Source organism: Actinomadura sp. NPDC048955, assembly GCF_040649435.1.
GTDB classification, from domain to species: domain Bacteria; phylum Actinomycetota; class Actinomycetes; order Streptosporangiales; family Streptosporangiaceae; genus Spirillospora; species Spirillospora luteofluorescens.
The window spans coordinates 1-17,685 of sequence record NZ_JBEZJI010000015.1 but is presented as its reverse complement, the minus strand read 5'-3'; the positions used below and the strand labels follow the sequence as shown (position 1 = coordinate 17,685).

General features: G+C 74.0%; 18 protein-coding genes. 9 read left to right on the top strand and 9 right to left on the bottom strand.

Translation table 11 applies throughout. The annotated features are described in order from the left end of the window. Window positions 1-54: 54 nt before the first annotated feature. The 4 genes from AB0C84_RS16990 to AB0C84_RS16975 all read left to right on the top strand — a co-directional run bounded on the left by AB0C84_RS16990 (window position 55) and on the right by AB0C84_RS16975 (window position 4,657). A complete protein-coding gene (locus AB0C84_RS16990) occupies window positions 55-792 on the top strand; it encodes an acetoacetate decarboxylase family protein (RefSeq protein WP_361066718.1) in 738 nt (245 codons plus the stop codon). Next, window positions 789-1,415: an SDR family NAD(P)-dependent oxidoreductase gene (locus AB0C84_RS16985; RefSeq protein WP_361066715.1), complete on the top strand. Its 627-nt coding sequence runs from the start codon at window positions 789-791 to the stop codon at window positions 1,413-1,415. The genes AB0C84_RS16990 and AB0C84_RS16985 overlap by 4 nt, the downstream gene beginning before the upstream one ends. An 88-nt stretch (window positions 1,416-1,503) precedes the next feature. Beyond that, on the top strand, window positions 1,504-3,948 hold the full coding sequence (locus AB0C84_RS16980) for an AAA family ATPase (protein ID WP_361066712.1): 2,445 nt from the start codon (window positions 1,504-1,506) through the stop codon (window positions 3,946-3,948). Window positions 3,949-4,018: 70 nt separating this feature from the next. After that, window positions 4,019-4,657, top strand: coding sequence for a TetR/AcrR family transcriptional regulator (locus tag AB0C84_RS16975; protein WP_179846129.1), 639 nt, complete (start codon window positions 4,019-4,021; stop codon window positions 4,655-4,657). Window positions 4,658-5,239: 582 nt separating this feature from the next. Here AB0C84_RS16975 and AB0C84_RS16970 read toward each other — a convergent pair. From AB0C84_RS16970 to AB0C84_RS16945, 6 genes are read right to left on the bottom strand one after another with little or no spacing between them, the layout of a single operon-like run. Further along, window positions 5,240-6,121 carry a glycosyltransferase family 2 protein gene (locus AB0C84_RS16970; protein ID WP_179846128.1) on the bottom strand — a complete coding sequence of 294 codons (882 nt, stop codon included), beginning with the start codon at window positions 6,119-6,121 and terminating at the stop codon, window positions 5,240-5,242. Continuing rightward, entirely contained in the window at window positions 6,118-7,008 is an 891-nt protein-coding gene (locus AB0C84_RS16965) for a CDP-alcohol phosphatidyltransferase family protein (RefSeq protein ID WP_179846127.1), read from the bottom strand. The genes AB0C84_RS16970 and AB0C84_RS16965 overlap by 4 nt, the downstream gene beginning before the upstream one ends. Next, window positions 6,998-8,071: an iron-containing alcohol dehydrogenase family protein gene (locus AB0C84_RS16960; protein WP_361066707.1), complete on the bottom strand. Its 1,074-nt coding sequence runs from the start codon at window positions 8,069-8,071 to the stop codon at window positions 6,998-7,000. The genes AB0C84_RS16965 and AB0C84_RS16960 overlap by 11 nt, the downstream gene beginning before the upstream one ends. Window positions 8,072-8,118: 47 nt before the next feature. Continuing rightward, window positions 8,119-8,850, bottom strand: coding sequence for a phosphocholine cytidylyltransferase family protein (locus AB0C84_RS16955; protein WP_361066704.1), 732 nt, complete (start codon window positions 8,848-8,850; stop codon window positions 8,119-8,121). After that, window positions 8,847-9,500, bottom strand: coding sequence for a DUF5941 domain-containing protein (locus AB0C84_RS16950; protein ID WP_361066701.1), 654 nt, complete (start codon window positions 9,498-9,500; stop codon window positions 8,847-8,849). The genes AB0C84_RS16955 and AB0C84_RS16950 overlap by 4 nt, the downstream gene beginning before the upstream one ends. Continuing rightward, complete coding sequence (locus AB0C84_RS16945) at window positions 9,497-10,258, bottom strand: hypothetical protein (protein ID WP_361066698.1); 762 nt, start codon at window positions 10,256-10,258, stop codon at window positions 9,497-9,499. The genes AB0C84_RS16950 and AB0C84_RS16945 overlap by 4 nt, the downstream gene beginning before the upstream one ends. An 83-nt stretch (window positions 10,259-10,341) precedes the next feature. Between AB0C84_RS16945 and ispD the strand changes: the two genes are divergently transcribed. Next, on the top strand, window positions 10,342-11,043 hold the full coding sequence (gene ispD, locus AB0C84_RS16940; protein ID WP_361066695.1) for a 2-C-methyl-D-erythritol 4-phosphate cytidylyltransferase: 702 nt from the start codon (window positions 10,342-10,344) through the stop codon (window positions 11,041-11,043). Next, entirely contained in the window at window positions 11,040-11,789 is a 750-nt protein-coding gene (locus tag AB0C84_RS16935) for a glycerophosphodiester phosphodiesterase (protein ID WP_361066692.1), read from the top strand. The genes ispD and AB0C84_RS16935 overlap by 4 nt, the downstream gene beginning before the upstream one ends. A gap of 12 nt (window positions 11,790-11,801) precedes the next feature. Here the strand turns inward: AB0C84_RS16935 and AB0C84_RS16930 are convergent, their stop codons facing one another. Then, entirely contained in the window at window positions 11,802-12,527 is a 726-nt protein-coding gene (locus tag AB0C84_RS16930) for a hypothetical protein (protein WP_361066689.1), read from the bottom strand. Window positions 12,528-12,638: 111 nt separating this feature from the next. Continuing rightward, window positions 12,639-13,691 (bottom strand): glycosyltransferase family 2 protein, encoded by a 1,053-nt coding sequence (locus AB0C84_RS16925; protein WP_361066686.1) that lies wholly within the window; start codon window positions 13,689-13,691, stop codon window positions 12,639-12,641. A gap of 271 nt (window positions 13,692-13,962) precedes the next feature. Here AB0C84_RS16925 and AB0C84_RS16920 point away from each other — a divergent pair, with 271 nt between their 5' ends. The 3 genes from AB0C84_RS16920 to AB0C84_RS16910 all read left to right on the top strand — a co-directional run bounded on the left by AB0C84_RS16920 (window position 13,963) and on the right by AB0C84_RS16910 (window position 17,256). Further along, window positions 13,963-15,630, top strand: a complete 1,668-nt coding sequence (locus AB0C84_RS16920; protein ID WP_361066683.1) for an LCP family protein — start codon at window positions 13,963-13,965, stop codon at window positions 15,628-15,630. Window positions 15,631-15,696: 66 nt separating this feature from the next. After that, the gene (locus AB0C84_RS16915; RefSeq protein WP_361066680.1) at window positions 15,697-16,503 is read left to right on the top strand and encodes a thioesterase family protein; all 807 of its coding nucleotides are present in this window, start codon (window positions 15,697-15,699) and stop codon (window positions 16,501-16,503) included. Window positions 16,504-16,617: 114 nt separating this feature from the next. Next, window positions 16,618-17,256, top strand: a complete 639-nt coding sequence (locus AB0C84_RS16910; protein ID WP_361066677.1) for a hypothetical protein — start codon at window positions 16,618-16,620, stop codon at window positions 17,254-17,256. Between the two features lie 67 nt (window positions 17,257-17,323). On the opposite strand, the gene AB0C84_RS16905 is transcribed toward AB0C84_RS16910, so the two are convergent. Beyond that, window positions 17,324-17,685 (bottom strand): acyl-CoA dehydrogenase family protein (locus AB0C84_RS16905; RefSeq protein ID WP_361066672.1); only part of this gene is annotated, 362 nt, incomplete at its 5' end.

Here is a 17,685-nt window from a genome sequence, read left to right as displayed (position 1 = left end):
CGCGGCCGGTACCGGCGCTTGGCAGCAAAACGAGAACCTGTTCTACTTAGCGGTGTGACAACTACCGCGCAGGCGCACGCGATCCAGGGGGAGCGGGTCACCCTCCCGGTACGGATCCGTGACGCCGCCGTCGGCTCGGCCATGTTCGCCGTGCCCGCCGGCGCCGCCCAGGACGTCATCGCCTACTCCGGGCTCGCCGTCGCGGAGCCCCTGCCCGGCAAGGCCGTCTGCTCGCTGGCATTCGTCCGGTACGCCGAGGGCGACCTCGGCCCGTACCACGAGTTCGCCGTCGCGTTCCTGGTGCGCCCGCCCGGCGCGGCGCCGTCGCCGGGCGTGCTCGGGCGGATGCGCGGGATCGGGGCGTTCATCCACTGGCTGCCGGTCAACCAGGAGTTCACCCTGGAGGCCGGACGGACGATCTGGGGCTTCCCCAAGGAGATCGCCGACATCCCCATGGACCTCGCCGGGCGCGTGAAGCGCTGCGCGGTGCGGTTCGGCGGGCGGACCGCGATCGAGATGGCGATCCGGCCGGGCGTGCCGATGCCCTCCGGCTCGGCCGCCCCGAGCGTCGACGCCTACTCCTGCCTGGACGGCGTGACACGCCGGACGCCGTGGACGCTCACGCCGTCCGGCGTCCGGACACGTCCGGGCGGCGCGAAGGTCGTCCTCGGCGACCACCCGGTGGCGGACGAGCTGCGCGGCCTCGGGCTCGACCGGGCGCGGGCGCTCACCACCAGCACCGTCGGGCATCTGCAGATGGTCTTCCAGGGCGCCGAGGAGGTGCGCACGTGAAGCGGACGGCCCTGGTCACCGGCGCCGCGCACGGCCTCGGCGCCATGGCGGCGCGCCGCCTGGCCGCGGCGGCGTGGGACGTCGTCGCGGTGGACGTGGACGAGCTCGGCCTCGCCAAGACCGCGCAGCGCTCCCCCAACACGCACACGCGGGTGTGCGACGTCACCGATCCCGACGCGGTGGCGCAGGTGCTGGCGATGGTGGGCCCGGTGCACCGCGTCGTCCACACCGCGTCGGCCGCGCCGACCGGGCCGGTTCTGGCGCAGCCCCTCGGCGAGGTGGAGGACGCCCTGCGGACGAACGTCCTCGGCACCGTCAACGTCGTCCGGGCCACGCTCCCGGGGATGCTGGAACGCCGGGCCGGGGAGCTGTTCCTGTGCCCGGACGCCTCGGGCCCGCCGCAGAGCCCGTCCGCCGCCGCCGTGGCCGCCTACACCGACGCGCTGTGGGCCGAGCACGGCGGCCGGGGCGTGAAGCTGCGCTGCGTTCACCCGCAGGCCGGAACGCCGCACGACCTCGTCCTCGACGCGATGGACCGCTCGCTCGCGCGCCCCGCCCCCGACCTCCACGTACGGGTCCGGCCGGCGCGCCGACCGCTCCTGGCGGCGCTCGCCCGACGATGAACGTCGGTGGAACCGCATAAGCTGTCTCTTCGCCTTCGGGGTGTCGGGGGACGTCCCCGGCACGACACACGCGCGAGGAGCAGCCTGCATGTCGTCCCAGGTCAACGGGCGGCCGCCCGGTCCCGGCGGCACGGTGAAGGACCGGGAGATCGCCACCGAACAGCGCTACGTCGACACCGCCTACGCGCGGCTGGAGGAGATGCGCGCGGACGCCCAGGCCATGATCCGCGAGGGCTACCGCCAGTCGCTCGCCGGCACCAAGAGCTCGCTGGTGGACCGGGACGCGATGGTCCACCAGGCCGCGCTGCGGGTCCAGGCCCTCGACGTGGCCGACGACGGCCTGGTGTTCGGCCGGCTCGACCTGACCTCCCGTGAGATCCGCTACATCGGCCGCGTCGGCGTCCGCACCAGCGAGCACGACTCCCTCGTCATCGACTGGCGGGCCCCCGCCGCCGAGGACTTCTACCGCGCCACCCCCGAGGACCCGCGCGGCGTCGTGCGCCGCCGCGTGCTGCACTCGCGCGGCCATACCGTCGTCGACCTGGAGGACGACCTGCTCGACCCGGAGGCGTCCGACGGGATGACGGTCGTCGGCGACGGCGCGTTCCTCGCCTCGCTCGCCCGCACCCGCGAGGGCGCCATGCGCGACATCGTCGCGACGATCCAGCGGGAGCAGGACGAGGTGATCCGCGCGCCCGCCGACGGGACCGTCCTCGTCCGCGGCGCCCCCGGCACCGGCAAGACGGCCGTGGCGCTGCACCGCGTCGCCTACCTGCTGTTCCGGCACCGCCGCCGGTTCGGGTCCCGCGGCGTCCTCGTCGTCGGCCCGAACCGCCGGTTCACCGCCTACATCGAGCGGGTGCTGCCCTCGCTCGGCGAGGGCTCGGCGACCCTCCGCTCGCTCGGCGACCTCGTCGACGGCGCCACCGCGACCGTCCACGACACCCCGCGGCTCGCCCGCGCCAAGGGCGCCGAGACGATGGTGACGGTGCTGCGGCGCGCGGTCGCCGACCACGCCCCCGGCGCCCCGGACGAGCTGCGCGTGGTGTTCAAGGGCGTCGTCATCGCCCTCGACCGCGCCCGCCTCGACCGCATCCGGAACGAGGTCCACCGGCGCAGCCGCGGCAGCGTGAACGCGGCGCGCGGCCGGGCCGCGGAGATGCTCCTGGACGCCCTCTGGCACCGCTTCGGCGAGGTCGGGGGCCCCGAGGCGGCCGAGGCCGAGGAGGGCGCCGAGGCGGGCCTGTGGAACGCGATCCTCGCCGCCGACGGCCTGGCCTCCCTCGACGACGAGCCCGCCCGCGGGCACGGCGGCGGCAACGGCGACCCGAAGCGCGCCCAGTTCGACGCGCGGGTCCGCGAGCAGCGCGCGTTCACCGACTTCCTGGTCGCCTGGTGGCCGATCCGCCGACCGCTGGACGTGCTGCGCTCGCTCGGCGAACCGGCCCGGCTGCGCCGCGCCGCCGGGCGCGACGTCGACCGCGCCGACGTCGATCCCCTCGCCGCGTCCTGGGCCGGCGACGCGCCGCTCAGCTACCAGGACGTCGCGCTGCTCGACGAGATCGACGCGCTGCTCGGCTCCCCGCCCCGCCCGTCCCGCCGCCGCAGGGCCCCGTCCGAGGACGACCCGTTCGTCGTGGACGGCGTCAACATCCTCACCGGCGAGGAGGTCGTCGACGAGACGTGGGAGCCGGAGATGCAGGAGCTCACCACGTCCATCGAGCGGCTCGAACGCTCCCGGCGCGTGGACGACGGCGTCGTGGAGGAGCGCCCCGAGTACGCGCACCTCGTCGTGGACGAGGCGCAGGACCTCTCCCCCATGCAGTGGCGGATGCTCGGCCGCCGCGGCCGCCAGGCGAGCTGGACGATCGTCGAGGACCCCGCCCAGAGCGCCTGGGAGGACCTGGCCGCGGCCCGGCGGGCGATGGAGGCCGCGCTCGGCGGCGAGCGTCCCTCGTCCCGGAGCCGCCGCCGGGGCCGCAAGGCTCCCCCGCCCCGCGCGCGCCACGAGTACGAGCTGACCACGAACTACCGCAACTCCACCGAGATCGCCGCGGTCTCCGCGCGGGTGCTCGCCCGCGCGCTGCCGGACGCGAAGCCCGCCCGCGCCGTCCGCGCGTCCGGGATCGAGCCGGTCGTCCGGGTCGTCCCCGAATCCGGGCTCGGCTCCGCCGCCCGCGCCGCCGTCGAGGAGCTGCTCGGCCAGGTCGAGGGCACCATCGGCCTGATCGTCCCGCTCTCCCTGGAGGAGTCCGGCGGCCAGGCCTCGCTGTTCGACGGGCCCGCCACGGCCTGGGACGCCGCCGACCGCGACCGGCTCGGCGCGGGACTGCCCGAGCGCGTCCAGGTGCTGGACGTGCTGGAGGCCAAGGGGCTGGAGTTCGACGCGGCGGTGATCGTGGCGCCAGAGACCGTCGCGGCCCAGTCCCCGCGCGGGCTGCGGGTCCTCTACGTGGCGGTGTCGCGCGCGACGCAGCGCCTCACCGTCCTCACCGCCGACCCGCGATGGAAGGACGCGCTCATCACCGGCTGACGGCGCCCTCCGCCGATCCGCGCGGGGTTAGGCTGACGCTGCCCCATCCGCATCGGGTGAACGGAGATCGATGAGCGGCCGCAATCGGGCACCCAGGCGCAGCTACGCGGGGCGGTCGGCCGAGGAGCGCCGCGCGGAGCGGCGCGACCGCCTGCTGGCCGCCGGGCTGGAACTGTTCGGGACGCGCGGCTACGCGGCGACGTCCATCGAGCGGCTGTGCGCGACGGCGAGCGTGTCGACCCGCAACTTCTACGAGGAGTTCTCCGGGCGCGAGGAGCTGCTCACCACGCTGCACCGCGGCATCAACGAGCGCGCCGCCGAGGCCGTCTCCGCCGCGTTCGCGCAGGCCGCGGACGCCGACTTCCCGGCCCGCGTCGAGGGCGCCGTCCGCGCGTTCGTCACCGTCACCGCGAGCGACCCCCGCTGGGCCCGCATCGCGTTCGTCGAAGTGATCGGCGTCAGCGCCGGCCTGGAACGGCACCGCTTCCGCTGGCGCGGCCAGTGGGAGGACGCGATGCTCGCGATGATCCGCGAGGCCGCCGCCCGCGGCGAGGCCGTCGACCGCGACCACCGCCTCACGATGATCGCGGTCATCGGCGCCGTGAACAACCTCGTCCACCACTGGTCGGCCCGCGACCAGGACGCCCCCCTCGACGCCATCACCGCCGAACTGACCCACCTGATCGTCGCGGCCGTGACAACCCCCTGAGTAAGGGCACGGGCCGCACGACCACTTCCAGGGGGTCGCCCCCAGGGCTTGTAGCTCAGCCGGGGTGCGGGCGGGCGCGTGGAGCGAGCGCAGCGAGCGCAGCGAGCGCAACGCGCATGCCCGCCGACGCAGGCGACCGCAGCGACGCCACACAGACCGTCACAGGCACAACCGACCGCAACAGCGGCGTGAGGATCGCCTGCGTCGCAACGAGGGTTCCAGGGGGTCCGCCCCCAGGGCTTGTAGCTCAGCCGGGGTGCGGGCGGGCGCGTGGAGCGAGCGCAGCGAGCGCAACGCGCATGCCCGCCGACGCAGGCGACCGCAGCGACGCCACACAAGCCGTCACAGGCACAACCGACCGCAACGGCGGCGTGAGGATCGCCTGCGTCGCAACGGGGGTTCCAGGGGGTCGCCCCCCTGGGCTAACACAGCGACCGCAGCGACGCCACACAAGCCGCAACAGGCACAACCGACCGCAACAGCGGCGCGAGGATCGCCTGCGTCGCAACGAGGGTTCCAGGGGGTCGCCCCCCTGGGTAGACACAGCGGGTTCCAGGGGGTCGCCCCCCTGGGCTAACACAGCTAGATGATCGGGGGGCGGCCGGTGCGGGTCATGCGCCAGGCGGTGCGGTAGGAGATGGGGCGGCGGGGGCCGGCGGGCTTGCGCCAGCCCTCCAGGAAGCCCTTGAACCAGGGTTTGAGGGCGCTCGGCTTGCGCTCGCGCAGGACGGTCATGCCGACCCACACCGCGAGGTAGGTGAGCGCCAGCGGCCACGGCAGGTTGCGGCGGGCCAGCCACACGCGGTTGCGGGCGTTGTAGCGGTAGAACATGGCGTGCCGCGTGGGCAGGACGGCGGGGTGGAACATCACCGCCGAGGCGTCGTAGACGATGCGGTACCCGGCGTTGAGGATCTGCCAGGCGAGGTCGGTCTCCTCGTGGGCGTAGAAGAAGTCCTCCGGGAGGCCGCCGCCGGCGTCGAACGCGGCGCGGCGCATCGCGCAGGCGCCGCCGAGGAACGTGGTGGCGGCGGACGAGCGCTCCGGGTCTCCCGCGCGCAGCCGGGGGACGTGGCGGCGCTCGCCGCGCCCGCCCTCGGGGTCGCGGACGCGGAACGAGACGACGCCGAGGTCGGGTTCGGCGGAGAACCGGTCGCGCAGGTGGGCGCCGAGGCGGGGCGAGCGGTACCAGCCGTCGTCGTCCAGGAACAGGATGACGTCGCCGCAGGACGCCTCCACTCCGCGGTTGCGGCCGCCCGGGATGCCGAGGTTCTTCGGGAGGCTGAGGGTCTTGACGCGCTCGTCGTCGAACGGCGGCGTGCCCGCCGCCTCGCCGACGGGGTCGGCGCCGTTGCCGACGAGGACGACCTCGACGTCCACGTGCTCCTGCTCCAGGGCGCTGCGGACGGCGCGGGCGAGCTCCTCCGGCCGGTTGCCCATGGTGAGGACGACGACGGAGAGTTTCACTTCAGCCTCCGGGAGGCCAGGATGCTGACCAGGTGCAGCAGGGTCTGGAGGACGGCGACGGCGGCGACCGCGACCGTCAGGACGCGGACCGCGACGGGGTCGTCAGCGCCGGTGAGCGTGTCGATCACGGCGGCGGCGAGGATCAGCAGCGACAGCTCGACCGCGCCGATGATGCGGTGGAAACGCACCATGGACGCCGCCTGCCGGGCCAGCGCGATGCCGGTGGAGCGGGGCCGCAGCGCGCGGTCGCCGCCGGTCGGGTCGGCGGCGAGGCCGGACTTGGCGCGGGCGACGACGACGTTGTCGGTCTCCGCCTTGATCAGCGCGGCGCCGAGGGCGGCGAGCAGGCCGAGCTCGACCCAGCCGCCGTTCTCCCAGCCGCCCTGCGCCATGAAACCGAGCCCGGCGAGCAGCGACACCTCCGACAGGTAGTGGCCGATGCGGTCCAGGAACACCCCGGCGACCGACGTCTGCCGCAGGTAGCGGGCGACCTCGCCGTCGACGCAGTCGAGCAGCAGGTAGACCTGGATGAGGAACGCGCCGGCGAGCGCCGTCCACAGCGGGTCGACGGGCAGCGACACCGCGACGCCCGCGAGGACGCCGCTGAGCATCATCAGGTAGGTCAGCTGGTTGGGGCTGAACCCGAGCCGCAGCGCGATCCACGCGAAGAACGGGGACAGGTCGCGCATGTAGAGGCGGCCGGCCCAGTGCTCCTCGTTGCGCCGGTCCTTCAGGCCGGGCGGCTGGCCGTACCGGCGGATGTCGGCGATCCTCGCGCCCTTGCGGTGCGGCCGGTGATCGTCGCCGGGGGGCTCCGCGGCGCCGGGCGGCTCGGGGGAGCCGGGGGGCTGCGGGGATGGGTTCTGCCCGGACAGCTCAGCCTCCATGGGCCTGGACATACTCGTGCACCGCCTTGCGCGTCTCGTCCTCGTCGAGGCTGAGGTGTTCCAAGATCGTATAGCGGCCGGGGCGGGTCTGCGGGGCGTACCGCACGGCCTCCGCGAACTGCTCGGGGGACAGCCCGACGTCGGCCGGGAACCGGGGCAGCCCGTGCCGTCCGAGGCAGGCGAGGATCTCCTCGAGCCGCTCGTGCCCCGTGCCGAGCCGGGTGGCGCGCAGGTGGAAGCAGAACGCGGCGCCGATCCCGGCGAGCTCGCCGTGGTTGGCGGTGTCGGGGAAGAGATGGTCGATCGCGTGCAGGATCTCGTGGTCGCCGCCGGAGGCGGGGCGGGAGTCCCCGGCGAACGCCATCGCCATCCCCGACAGCACGAGCCCCTCGGCGAGGACGGTCAGGAACCGGTCCGAGTCGATCGAGCCGGGCTGGTGCAGCAGGGCCTCGGCGGCGGTGCGCGCCACGGTGAGCGCCATCCGGTCGATCCGCTCCCCGGTCTCCTCGGCCGCGAGGAGCCAGTCCTCCACGGCGGAGAAGTTGCTCACCACGTCGCCGATCCCGGCGCGGACGAGCCGGTCGGGCGCGGCGCGCACGTAGTCGAGGTCGACGATCATCGCCAGCGGCATCACGACGCCGAACGAGCCCTTGCCCTTGTCGTGGACGAGGGAGGCGACCGGCGAGCAGATCCCGTCGTGCGACAGGTTCGTGGCGACCGACACCATCGGGATGCCCGACAGCGTCGCCGCGTACTTGGTGGCGTCGATCGTGCGGCCGCCGCCGATGCCGACGACCGCCTCGTAGGACCCGGCGCGCAGCCGGGACCCGAGGCTGACCGCCGCCTCCACGGTGCCGCCCGCGACGTGGAACACCTCGCAGGCCGCCAGGGACGGCCGGACGTGCTCGGCGATCTGGTCGCCCTGGCCGGGGCCGACCGCGATCGCGACGCGCCCCTCGGTGGCGATCCGCCTGTCGGCGAGCAGCTCGCCGAGGGTCGCCACGGCTCCCCGCCGCACGTCGATGGAGAGCGGCGCGTTCAACATCCGCGTCAGCAGGGGCATGGGCCTCCTCGTGCCGTGCGTGCGGTCGGTTCGTGCCGTGCGTGCGGTCAGTAGCCCTTGGCGATCCGGCGGGCCTTCTCCAGGTCGTCGTGGTTGTCGACCTCGACCCAGTCGACCTCGCCGATCGGCGCGACGCCGATGCGGCCGCCGCGGTTCACGAGCTCCTGGTAACCGTCCTCGTAGTAGAGGTCGGGGTCGCCCTCCCAGGTGGCCTTGAGCGCGTCGGCCAGCGGGCCGGCGGCGGCGGGCTCGATCAGGGTGGCGCCGATGTACTCGCCGTTCGCGGTGGCGGGATCCATGAGCTTGGTGATCGTCTTCAGGTGGCCCTCGCCGTCGAGGATCACCTTCATCTCCTCGTCGGCGAGAGTTTTCACGTCGTCCACCGCCAGGAGGATGTCCGGTCCGCGGTTCGCCAATAGTGTCTTCTCGACGCTCACCGGATGGACCGTGTCGCCGTTGACCATCAGGACGCCCTTGGAGAAGTGCTCCCGAGCGAGCCACATGGAGTAGGCGTTGTTCCACTCCTCGGCCTTGTCGTTGTGGACGAGCGTCAGCGACACGCCGTACCGCTCCTCAAGGGCCGCCCTGCGCTCGTGCACCGCGTCCGCGCAGTAGCCGACGACGATCACGACGTCGGTCAGCCCGACCTCGGCGAGGTTGCCGAGGGCGATGTCGAGGATGGTGGTCTCGCCGTCCACGGGGACCAGGGCCTTGGGGAGGGTGTCGGTGTACGGCCGCAGCCTCCGGCCCGCGCCCGCCGCCAGCACCATGCCGATCATGCTTTCTTCTCCCTCTCGCCGTGGGGACCGTCCCCCACTCCCCCGGACAACTTCTTCGTCAGGTCGATCGTCACTCCGCCGGCGCGACCGTGCCGCGCCCGCGTGGCGGCGCTCTCACCGCCGGACAACACGCCAAGGTAGGCGGCCAGCGCCGCGTACGCGAACGGAAGCGGCGCGAACACCCCGGCGAAGGCCGTGAACAGCATCCGGCCCTCCCAGCCGAGCCCGGCGAGGCGGGCCCACCGCGGCGGCCGGCGCCCCTGGCGGGTGCGGTAGGCGGCGTCGTAGTGGTGGAGCGCGAGAACCGTGAGCAGCACGTAGACGAGCGGCGCCGGGACTGCCCGCGCATCCCCCAACACGGCGAGGTAACCATACTCGATCCCGCGCAGAATGGGCGGAACCAGCCAGTCCAGCCGCCCGGCGTGCGGGCTGCGCGACGCGGGCCCGGCCAGGAGCAGCACGATGAGCGGCGCGAACACCGCCGGTTCGGGCCCGAGCCGCGTTCCGGGCTGCGGCCCCGCCGCGAGCAGGACGCCCGCGGCGGCCGCCGCGAGGACGGCGACGGGCAGCGGCGGGAGCCGTCCGCCCGCCGCGTGGCCGAGGGCGAGTGACAGCGGGCCGTCGTCGCGGTACGTCCGCACGGTCGTCATGGCGACAGTGACCTCGCCACCCGCCCGCCCAGGGTCAGCGCGGCGGCGGCCGAGCCCCACGCGAGCAGGGCGGTGAACACCGGACGGGCGTCCGCGAGGGCGGCGGTGAGCGCGATCAGCGCGAACCGCTCGCCGACCGGCAGCCGCAGGCTCTCGGCGGCCCGCCGCGCGAGCCCGCCCCGGCGGGACGGGCGCGGGCGGCGCGCGTGCCGGCTCGCCGCGTACGCGGCCGAGACCGTGTCGCGGACGGACAGCAGCGCCGCCGCGCCGACCGCGGGCCACCACGCGCCGGAGCCCGCGGCCCCGGCCGCCAGGCCCGCGTAGACGGCGAGCTCCCCGGCGCGGTCGATGACGGTGTCCGGCCGGGCGGCGGACGGGCTCGCCCGGCGGCGCAGGCCCGCGCCCGCCTGCCCGAGGACGAGCGAGGCGGCCAGCAGCAGGGCGCCGGCGACGAGGCCGCCGCGCACGCCGGCGGAGAACCACACCGCAGCCAGGCCCGCGAGGGCGAGCGAGGCCGCCGACACGGCGCGGGCGGTGATCCCGCGCACGCCGGCCCACCGGGCGACGGCCGCGGCGCAGGGCCCGGTCAGGTACGAGGCGACGAGGCCGTCGCCGGGGCCGGTCCGGCGACGCGGGCGTGCGCCCTCCACATCCACGGTGTCCACGGCATCGGCGGCCTCTCGATCCGGGCGGGTGATCGCGGGGTGGTCCGGTACGTTGAGCGTGACCGGCCGCTCACGCGCGGGCGCCTGATCCATCGGCGCCTCCGGGCCGGTCGCAGAAGCAGGGCAGTGCAAAGCGTAGTGCCTCGAATACGCAGAGTCATGGAAACCGGGAAGAGATGGCGACGCGGACGGTTGCGGTGGTGCTCGCCGGCGGGGTCGGCGAGCGCATGGGCGCCGGGCGCCCCAAACAGCTCATGGAGGTCGGCGGGCGCCCGATCCTGGCGCACGCGGTCGGCGCGTTCGACGCGCATCCGGACGTCGGCGAGGTCGTGGTGGTGATGGCGCCCGGGCATCTGCGCGAGGCGGCGGCGATCGCCGCGCCGTTCCGCAAGACCGCGGCGGTGATCGAGGGCGGCGCGACCCGGACCGCGTCCACGGTGGCGGCGCTGCGCCTGCTGGAGGACCGCCCGGACGACGTCCGTGTCCTGTTCCACGACGCGGCCCGCCCGTTCGTCGACCGTCCGGTCATCGACCGCGTGCTCGACGCGCTGGACGCCTGCGAGGCCGTCGCGGTCGGCGTGCCGTCGGCCGACACGATCGTGGTGGTCGAGGACGGGACGGTCGCCTCGATGCCGCCGCGTGAGACGCTGACCCGGTTCCAGACGCCGCAGGGGTTCCGGCTCGGCACGATCCGCAAGGCCTACGAGCTGGCCCTCGCCGACCCGGGGGTGCGCGCCACCGACGACTGCGGGATCGTGCACCGCTACCTGCCGGACGTCCCGATCCGGGTCGTGGCGGGCAGCGAGCGCAACCTCAAGGTCACCCAGCCGCTCGACGCCGTCATCGCCGAACATCTCGCCAGCGAGGAAGCACCGTGATCTTCGAGAACACCCCCACCGTCATCGGCCACCGCGGCTTCGGCTCGGGCGAGGTCGTCCCGCCCGGGGCGAGCGAGGCCGTCGCCGAGAACACGCTGCCCTCGATGCTCGCCGCGGTGGAGGCGGGCCTGTCCTGGATCGAGATCGACGTGACGCGGACCGCCGACGACGTCCTCGTCCTGCGGCACGACCCGACGACCGTGGACGGCGACCACCTGGTCGACCTGCCCGCGACCGCGAGCGGCCTGCCGCGGCTCACCGAGATCTTCGACGCGCTGCCGCCGGAGGTGGCGGTGGACGTGGACGTGAAGACCGTGCTGGAGGACGCGCTGGACGAGCCGGCCCGCCGCACCGGCGCGCTCCTGGCCCCGGTGCTGAGGCGGGAGGCGGAGCGGCGCCGGCTGCTCGTCACCTCGTTCGACCCGTCGCTGCTGATGCTCCTGCGCGAGGAGGCGCCGGGCGTCCCGCTCGGGCTGCTGACGTGGCTGCGGTTCCCGCTGTGGCACGCCGTCCCGGCCGCGGCGGGCCTCGGCATGGACGTCGTCGCGGTGCACACCGGGTCGTGCGGCATCGAGCACCCCGACACGCGGCTGCGGCCGCTGGAGCACTGCGTGGAGATCGCGCACAAGGCGGGCCTGGAGGCGATCGCCTGGTGCCCGTCGGCCGAGGCCGCCCCGACCTACGCGGCGGCCGGGTTCGACGCGATGGTGGTCAACGACGTCCCCGGCGTGCTCGCGGCCGTCTGAGCGGCGGCGGGGTCAGCTCGGGCGGTTGCCGCCGTACATCTGCGTCCACTCGCCCGGGGGCTCGTCGTCGTCAGGGCGGCCCCTGGCGGGCGGCTCGGACCGGCCGTCGTCGGCGGACCGGGACGGCGGCAGCGGAGGCGGGTTCGAGGAGGGCTGCTGCCCGTGCTGCTGCCCGTACTGCGGCGCGCCGTGCCAGGACGGGCTCTGCCCCGGCGCGGGGGGCGGCTGGGGCGCTCCCATGGGCGCCTGGCCGGGCATGGGCGGCGGGCCCATCGGCGCGGGCGGCGGGCCGCCGTACCGGGGCGCGGGGGCCGTCCGGGCCTTCCACCGCGACGGCGCGAGCGAGGCGACCAGGAGCGCCACGCCTAGCAGCAGGAAGACCCCGTAGGAGGCGAGCGTCGTGTAGCCGAGGTAGAGCCGGTGGCCCAGCAGATCGCGCCCGGAGTGCTCGATCGCGAAGCGCGGCGACGCGAGCCAGAGGAGGCCGATCGCCGTGTAGACGGCCCCGGGGACGAGCGAGCCGAGCGGCGAGACGCGCGACCCGGCGGCCAGGCCCACCAGCACCGCCGCCACCACGACCGCCGCGGCGCCGATCCAGCGGTCCTCACCGCCCCGGGTGAAGAAGTACCGGAAGTACTCCGTGAACCTGGTCGTGCTGTACATCAGGCACAGCGCGATCACCGGGGTCACCACGAGCCCGATCAACACGCCGAGGCCGTGGCGCGCTCCGTTGGACATGGCCACCTCCGAACTACGGCGGGCGAAATCCCACCCAAATCCCGCCAAACCTAACGGTCAGACGGGCCGCGCACCATGGCGGTTCGGAGGTGATCCTAGTTTTTTGTCCCGTTACTGTACGGATTCGCCGGGTTTGATCGGAGCGGGCTGACCGAGCCGCGGCGGGCTCGTCAGGAACCCGACGCCCCAGGTCACGTGCATGGTGGCGAAGACGAGCGGGAGCCGGATCCAGGCGGCCAAGGGCAGCCCCCGCCCCTCCACGGCGGCACCGGCGATCATCGCGGCCGCGTACCCGCCGGGCACGATCCAGCCGGGCCAGAACCCGAACAGCCCCGCGACCACGCCCGCCGCCATCGCCACGACGGCGATCGGCGGCGCGAGGTAGCGCAGGTTGAGCGTGCCCTGGTGCTCGCGCCCGACGACGCGCCGCCAGCGCCCGGTGTGGAAGTACTGCCGGGCGAGGGCCCGCAGGTTGGGCCGGGGCCGGTAGGTGACGCGCATCCGCGGGGTGAAGTAGATCCGGCCGCCGGTCTGCCGGATGCGGTGGTTCATCTCCCAGTCCTGCGCGCGGGTGAACGTCTCGTCGTAGCCGCCGACGCGGTCGAGCGCGCTGCGGCGGAACGTGCCGAGGTAGACCGTCTCCACGTCGCCCGCCTCGCCCCCGGTGTGGAAGCGGGCGTTGCCGACGCCGAGCTTGGAGGTCATCGCGCGCGCGACGGCCTTCTCGAACGCGGTGACGCCCTCGGCCGCCATGATCCCGCCGACGTTGTCGGCGCCGGTCTCCTCCATCGTCTCGACGGCGGCGCGCACGTAGTCGGCGGGCAGCAGGGAGTGCCCGTCCACCCGGACGATGATCGAGTACTGCGACGCCTTGATCGCGATGTTGAGGCCCTGCGGGGTGCGCCCCGTCGGGTTCGCGACGACCACGACGCGCGCGTCCTCGGCGGCGAGCTTGCGGGCGATCTCCTCGGTGCGGTCGCGGGACGGCCCGATGGCGAGCACGAGCTCCAGCTCGCCCGGGTAGTCCTGGCTGAGGATGCGGCGCACGGCGTCGGTCAGGTGGCGCTCCTCGTTGAGGACCGGCATCACCACCGAGACGGCGGGCCACGTGCGCTGACCGGAGTCGGGAAGGGGCTTCACGGCGTAGCGGGTTTCCTGGTTCATGGCGCGCTGGGCATGGGGAGACGAATTCATGTGGGCTCGGCGGGCGCACCCGTCCGGCGGACCGGAGGGAGGCGCCCCTTCCTCTCTCTTGCTCGCTTGTCTGACGCAGCCCACGCCACCCAGGTTTGCGTGCGGGCCGCCGGGGTGTGGTCAAGACGGCGCCACGTTACTGCAAGGACACGAGGTCCAGGTAGCGAACGGACGGGTGTCCCCCACTTTAGAGTGGTGTGGACTCGCGTCAGCACGTGATCATCGGGAGGCGGCGGCCGGCATGGCAGACGGGCACGACTCGGGTCGCGGCGACGCCGACCCCCTGGAGCGCTATTTCAAGCCGCGTCCCGGCGCGCACGCGGCCGAGGACGACGGCGACATCGAGGGCGTGACCATCGACGGGATGCCCGCGCCGCGCGTCCCGGTGGAGAGCCCGCGGGGGCCGCGCCGGCCCGGCCGGGGGCTGAGCCCGCGGGCGGCGACGAGCGCGCGGCGGCAGAAGCGCTTCCTCACCCTCACCGGGACGGCCTCGGCGTTCGTGCTGCTCACCTCGGGCGGCGCGTGGGCGTTCCAGAACTACGTCACGGGCATGATCGACAAGGTGTCGGTCGGGGGGCTCGGCAAGGGCAAGGACACGCCCAAGGGGGCCATGACCATCCTGGTGGCGGGTGTCGACCGGCGCGAGGGCCTGACTAAGGAGCAGCAGAAGGCGGCCAAGCTCGGGCACGAGGCGGGCGAGCGCTCCGACACGATGCTGCTGGTGCACGTGTCCCGCGACCACGACAGCGTGTCGGTCGTGAGCCTGCCCCGCGACTCCTACGTGACGATCCCGGCGCACAGGTCGAACGGGTCGGAGGGCGCCAAGGGGACGCGGATCTCGGCCCGTCCGGGCAAGCTCACCTGGGCCTACCAGTTCGGGGGGCCCGACCTCACCGTCAGCACGATCAAGCAGGCGACCGGCGTGTCGATCGACCACTACGTCGAGGTGAACTTCTACGGCTTCGTGCGCATGGTGGACGCGATCGGCGGCGTGGACGTGTGCACCGAGCAGGCCGTCGACGACAAGAAGAGCGGCCTGAAGCTCCCGGCCGGGAAGTCGCACGTGGACGGCCTGAAGGCGCTCGCGTTCGCCCGCGCCCGCTACTCGCTGACGGGCGGCAGCGACCTCGGCCGCATCGACCGGCAGCAGCAGTTCATGGCGGCGATGCTGAAGCAGGCGCTGTCGACGAAGACGCTCGGCGACCCGGTCAAGTCCACCAGGTTCCTGAACGCCTCGCTGAAGTCGCTGCGCGTCGACGAGAAGCTGGCCGACAACCTGCCGGGGCTCGCCGACCAGATGAAGAACCTGTCGACCGACGACCTCACCTTCGCGAAGGTGCCGCTGTCGAACCCGGCCTACAACACCGTGCTGTGGAACGCGCCGTCGCCGCAGTCGACCGTCCAGTGGGACCAGCACAAGTCGCACGACCTGTTCACCCGGCTCCGCCGCGACCAGCCGCTCGCGACGCAGAGCCCGAAGCCGAGCGCCACGCCGACGAAGAAGACCGGGGACCAATTGACGGTGGCGCCGGACGACATCTCCGTCCGCGTCCTGAACGCGATCGGCACCCGCGGCCTGGCCACCAAGGCGGGCGGCGAGCTCCGCAAGGCCGGCTTCAAGGTGACCGTCGCGCCGGGGGTGGCGCGGCGCGGGCAGCAGACGACGCAGATCCTGTACGGCCCGGGCCGGGAGGACTCGGCCAAGACCCTCGCCGCCGCGCTCCCCGACGCCAAGCGCAAGAAGGTCTCCTCACTCGGCTCCCAGGTGCAGGTGATGGTCGGCGCGGACTGGGACGGCGCCGGCTGGGCCGGCGTGAAGGAGGTCGAGGTGAAGGACTCGCCTAGCGCGTCGCCTTCGGAAGGGTCCGCCATCGAGACCGGCACGGCCACCCAGAAGCTCTGCGGCTGAGCCGGACGCCCCCGCCCTCCCCGCCTTCTAGAATGCGTTTCTAGTCGCGAGCGGGGAGGAAGCAGCATGGGCGAGGACGTGCCGGCCGAGTCGTTCTACGAGGCGCTCGGCGGGGGTCGGTTCGCCTCCACGGCCGCGACGGCGGGCCCGTGGTCGCCGGGCCTCCAGCACGGCGGGCCGTTCTCTGCCCTCGTCGGGCGGGCCTTCGAGCGGCACGACCCCGTCCCCGGCACCCGGCTGGCGCGGGTGACCGTCGAGATCCTCAACCCCGTGCCCGTGGCGGAGCTGGAGGTCGCCGTGCGCGTGGTCCGCCCCGGCCGGAGGGTCGCCTTCCTCGAAGGCGAGATCGCGCACGAGGGGCGGCCGGTCGCCCGCGCGAGCGCCTGGCGGATCTTGGCGGCCCCGTCCCGGCTGGAGCCTTTCGTGCACGCCGCCGCGCCGCCGGACCTGCCCGGGACGCCGGAGCCGTTCGGCGAGTGGGCGGGCATGCACCGGGACGGCTACCTGTCCGCGATGGAGTGGCGGCTCGTCCGCGGCGCCTTCGGCGAGCCCGGCCCGGGGACGGTCTGGGCGCGGCCGCGGATCCCGCTGGTGGCGGGCGAGGCCGACACGCCCCTCGTCCGCGCGCTGACGCTCGCCGACAGCGCCTCCGGCGTCGGCAGCCAGCTCGACGTGGCCGAGTGGCTGATCATCAACACCGACGTGACCGTCGCGCTGCACCGCGACCCCGTGGGCGAGTGGCTGTGCCTGGCCGCGTCCCTGGACGCCGCCCCGGGCGGCAGCGCGCTCTGCCAGGGGACGCTCGCCGACCGCTCCGGCGAGCTCGGCCGCGTCCTGCAGACCCTCCTCGTGGACGAGCGCCCGCCCGGCTGACACGGCCCGCCCCAGCATGATCGCCACGCTGTGCGACCGTTCTGCTACGGTGGGTAGCGCCCGGGCGACAGAGAGCACAGAGAGCAGAGTTCCCACCTCGTCAGGAGTGCAGAGATGTCCACAAGGATTCTCGGCTTGCTCACCACGACCGCCGCCGTCTCGGTGGCGCTCGGCGGCGTCGCCGCCGCGAGCGTCGCCCGCACCGCGCCTCCGCCGGCCCCGCCACAGGCGAACGCCCCGGGCGACACGAACCCGTCGTTCGACATGGGCCCGTTCACCATGAACTCGGCGTCCGACCCGGCACCGGAGTCGAACGCGAACCCGAACTCGGCGGCGAACACCGAGCCGAAGCCGAACACCGCACAGGAGCCGAACACCGCGCCCGAGCCTGACAGCGCCGCGCCCAAGCCGAACGCCGCGCCGAAGCCGGAGGCGGCGGCGCCCAAGTCGCCGCCGAAGGGCGGGTCCGAGGCCAAGGACGGCACCGACCTGAAGGCGTGCGAGGACGCGGAGTGCCAGGTCGAGGTCAGAGACGGTCAGACCATCAAGTTCGACCGCAAGCTGGGGATCGACCCGCTGCACGTCAAGATCGACGGCAGCCGGGTGATCCTCTCCTCGCGCGGCCGCAACGGGATGATGGCCACCTCGATCGACTCGGCCTGGCCCCGTTCCAGCACCACCTACAACGGCCTCACGCTGCGACCGCACCGGGCCAAGAACGGCGCCATGATCCTCGACATCTCGCACGACTGAGCCGGCGCACGGCGCCGGATCCGAGGGGCGGGCCCTGTGGCCCGCCCCTCGACCGTGCCGCCGCCCGCTACTTCAGGAGCTGGCGGGCCATGACCATGCGCTGGATCTGGTTGGTGCCCTCGTAGATCTGGGTGATCTTGGCGTCGCGCATCATCCGCTCCACCGGGAACTCCCGCGTGTACCCGTACCCGCCCAGCAACTGCACCGCGTCGGTCGTCACGTCCATCGCCACATCCGAGGCCAGCGTCTTGCACGCCGACGACACGAACGTCAGATCCGGCACGCTCGCTCCATGCATCGCCCGCTCGGACTTCACCGCCGCGTGATACGTCAACTGCCGCGCCCCCTCCAACCGCATCGCCATGTCGGCCAGCATGAACTGCACACCCTGGAAATCCGCCACAGCCTTGCCGAACTGCCGCCGCTGCT

What these genes read in the sequence shown, in the direction of transcription:
- AB0C84_RS16980 (WP_361066712.1), top strand. Translation starts at nt 1,504, where the DNA reads ATGTCGTCCCAGGTCAACGGGCGGCCGCCCGGTCCCGGCGGCACGGTG.
- AB0C84_RS16975 (WP_179846129.1), top strand. Translation starts at nt 4,019, where the DNA reads ATGAGCGGCCGCAATCGGGCACCCAGGCGCAGCTACGCGGGGCGGTCG.
- AB0C84_RS16965 (WP_179846127.1), bottom strand. Translation starts at nt 7,008, where the DNA reads ATGGAGGCTGAGCTGTCCGGGCAGAACCCATCCCCGCAGCCCCCCGGC.
- AB0C84_RS16960 (WP_361066707.1), bottom strand. Translation starts at nt 8,071, where the DNA reads ATGCCCCTGCTGACGCGGATGTTGAACGCGCCGCTCTCCATCGACGTG.
- AB0C84_RS16955 (WP_361066704.1), bottom strand. Translation starts at nt 8,850, where the DNA reads ATGATCGGCATGGTGCTGGCGGCGGGCGCGGGCCGGAGGCTGCGGCCG.
- AB0C84_RS16950 (WP_361066701.1), bottom strand. Translation starts at nt 9,500, where the DNA reads ATGACGACCGTGCGGACGTACCGCGACGACGGCCCGCTGTCACTCGCC.
- AB0C84_RS16945 (WP_361066698.1), bottom strand. Translation starts at nt 10,258, where the DNA reads ATGGATCAGGCGCCCGCGCGTGAGCGGCCGGTCACGCTCAACGTACCG.
- ispD (WP_361066695.1), top strand. Translation starts at nt 10,342, where the DNA reads ATGGCGACGCGGACGGTTGCGGTGGTGCTCGCCGGCGGGGTCGGCGAG.
- AB0C84_RS16930 (WP_361066689.1), bottom strand. Translation starts at nt 12,527, where the DNA reads ATGTCCAACGGAGCGCGCCACGGCCTCGGCGTGTTGATCGGGCTCGTG.
- AB0C84_RS16925 (WP_361066686.1), bottom strand. Translation starts at nt 13,691, where the DNA reads ATGAACCAGGAAACCCGCTACGCCGTGAAGCCCCTTCCCGACTCCGGT.
- AB0C84_RS16920 (WP_361066683.1), top strand. Translation starts at nt 13,963, where the DNA reads ATGGCAGACGGGCACGACTCGGGTCGCGGCGACGCCGACCCCCTGGAG.
- AB0C84_RS16915 (WP_361066680.1), top strand. Translation starts at nt 15,697, where the DNA reads ATGGGCGAGGACGTGCCGGCCGAGTCGTTCTACGAGGCGCTCGGCGGG.
- AB0C84_RS16910 (WP_361066677.1), top strand. Translation starts at nt 16,618, where the DNA reads ATGTCCACAAGGATTCTCGGCTTGCTCACCACGACCGCCGCCGTCTCG.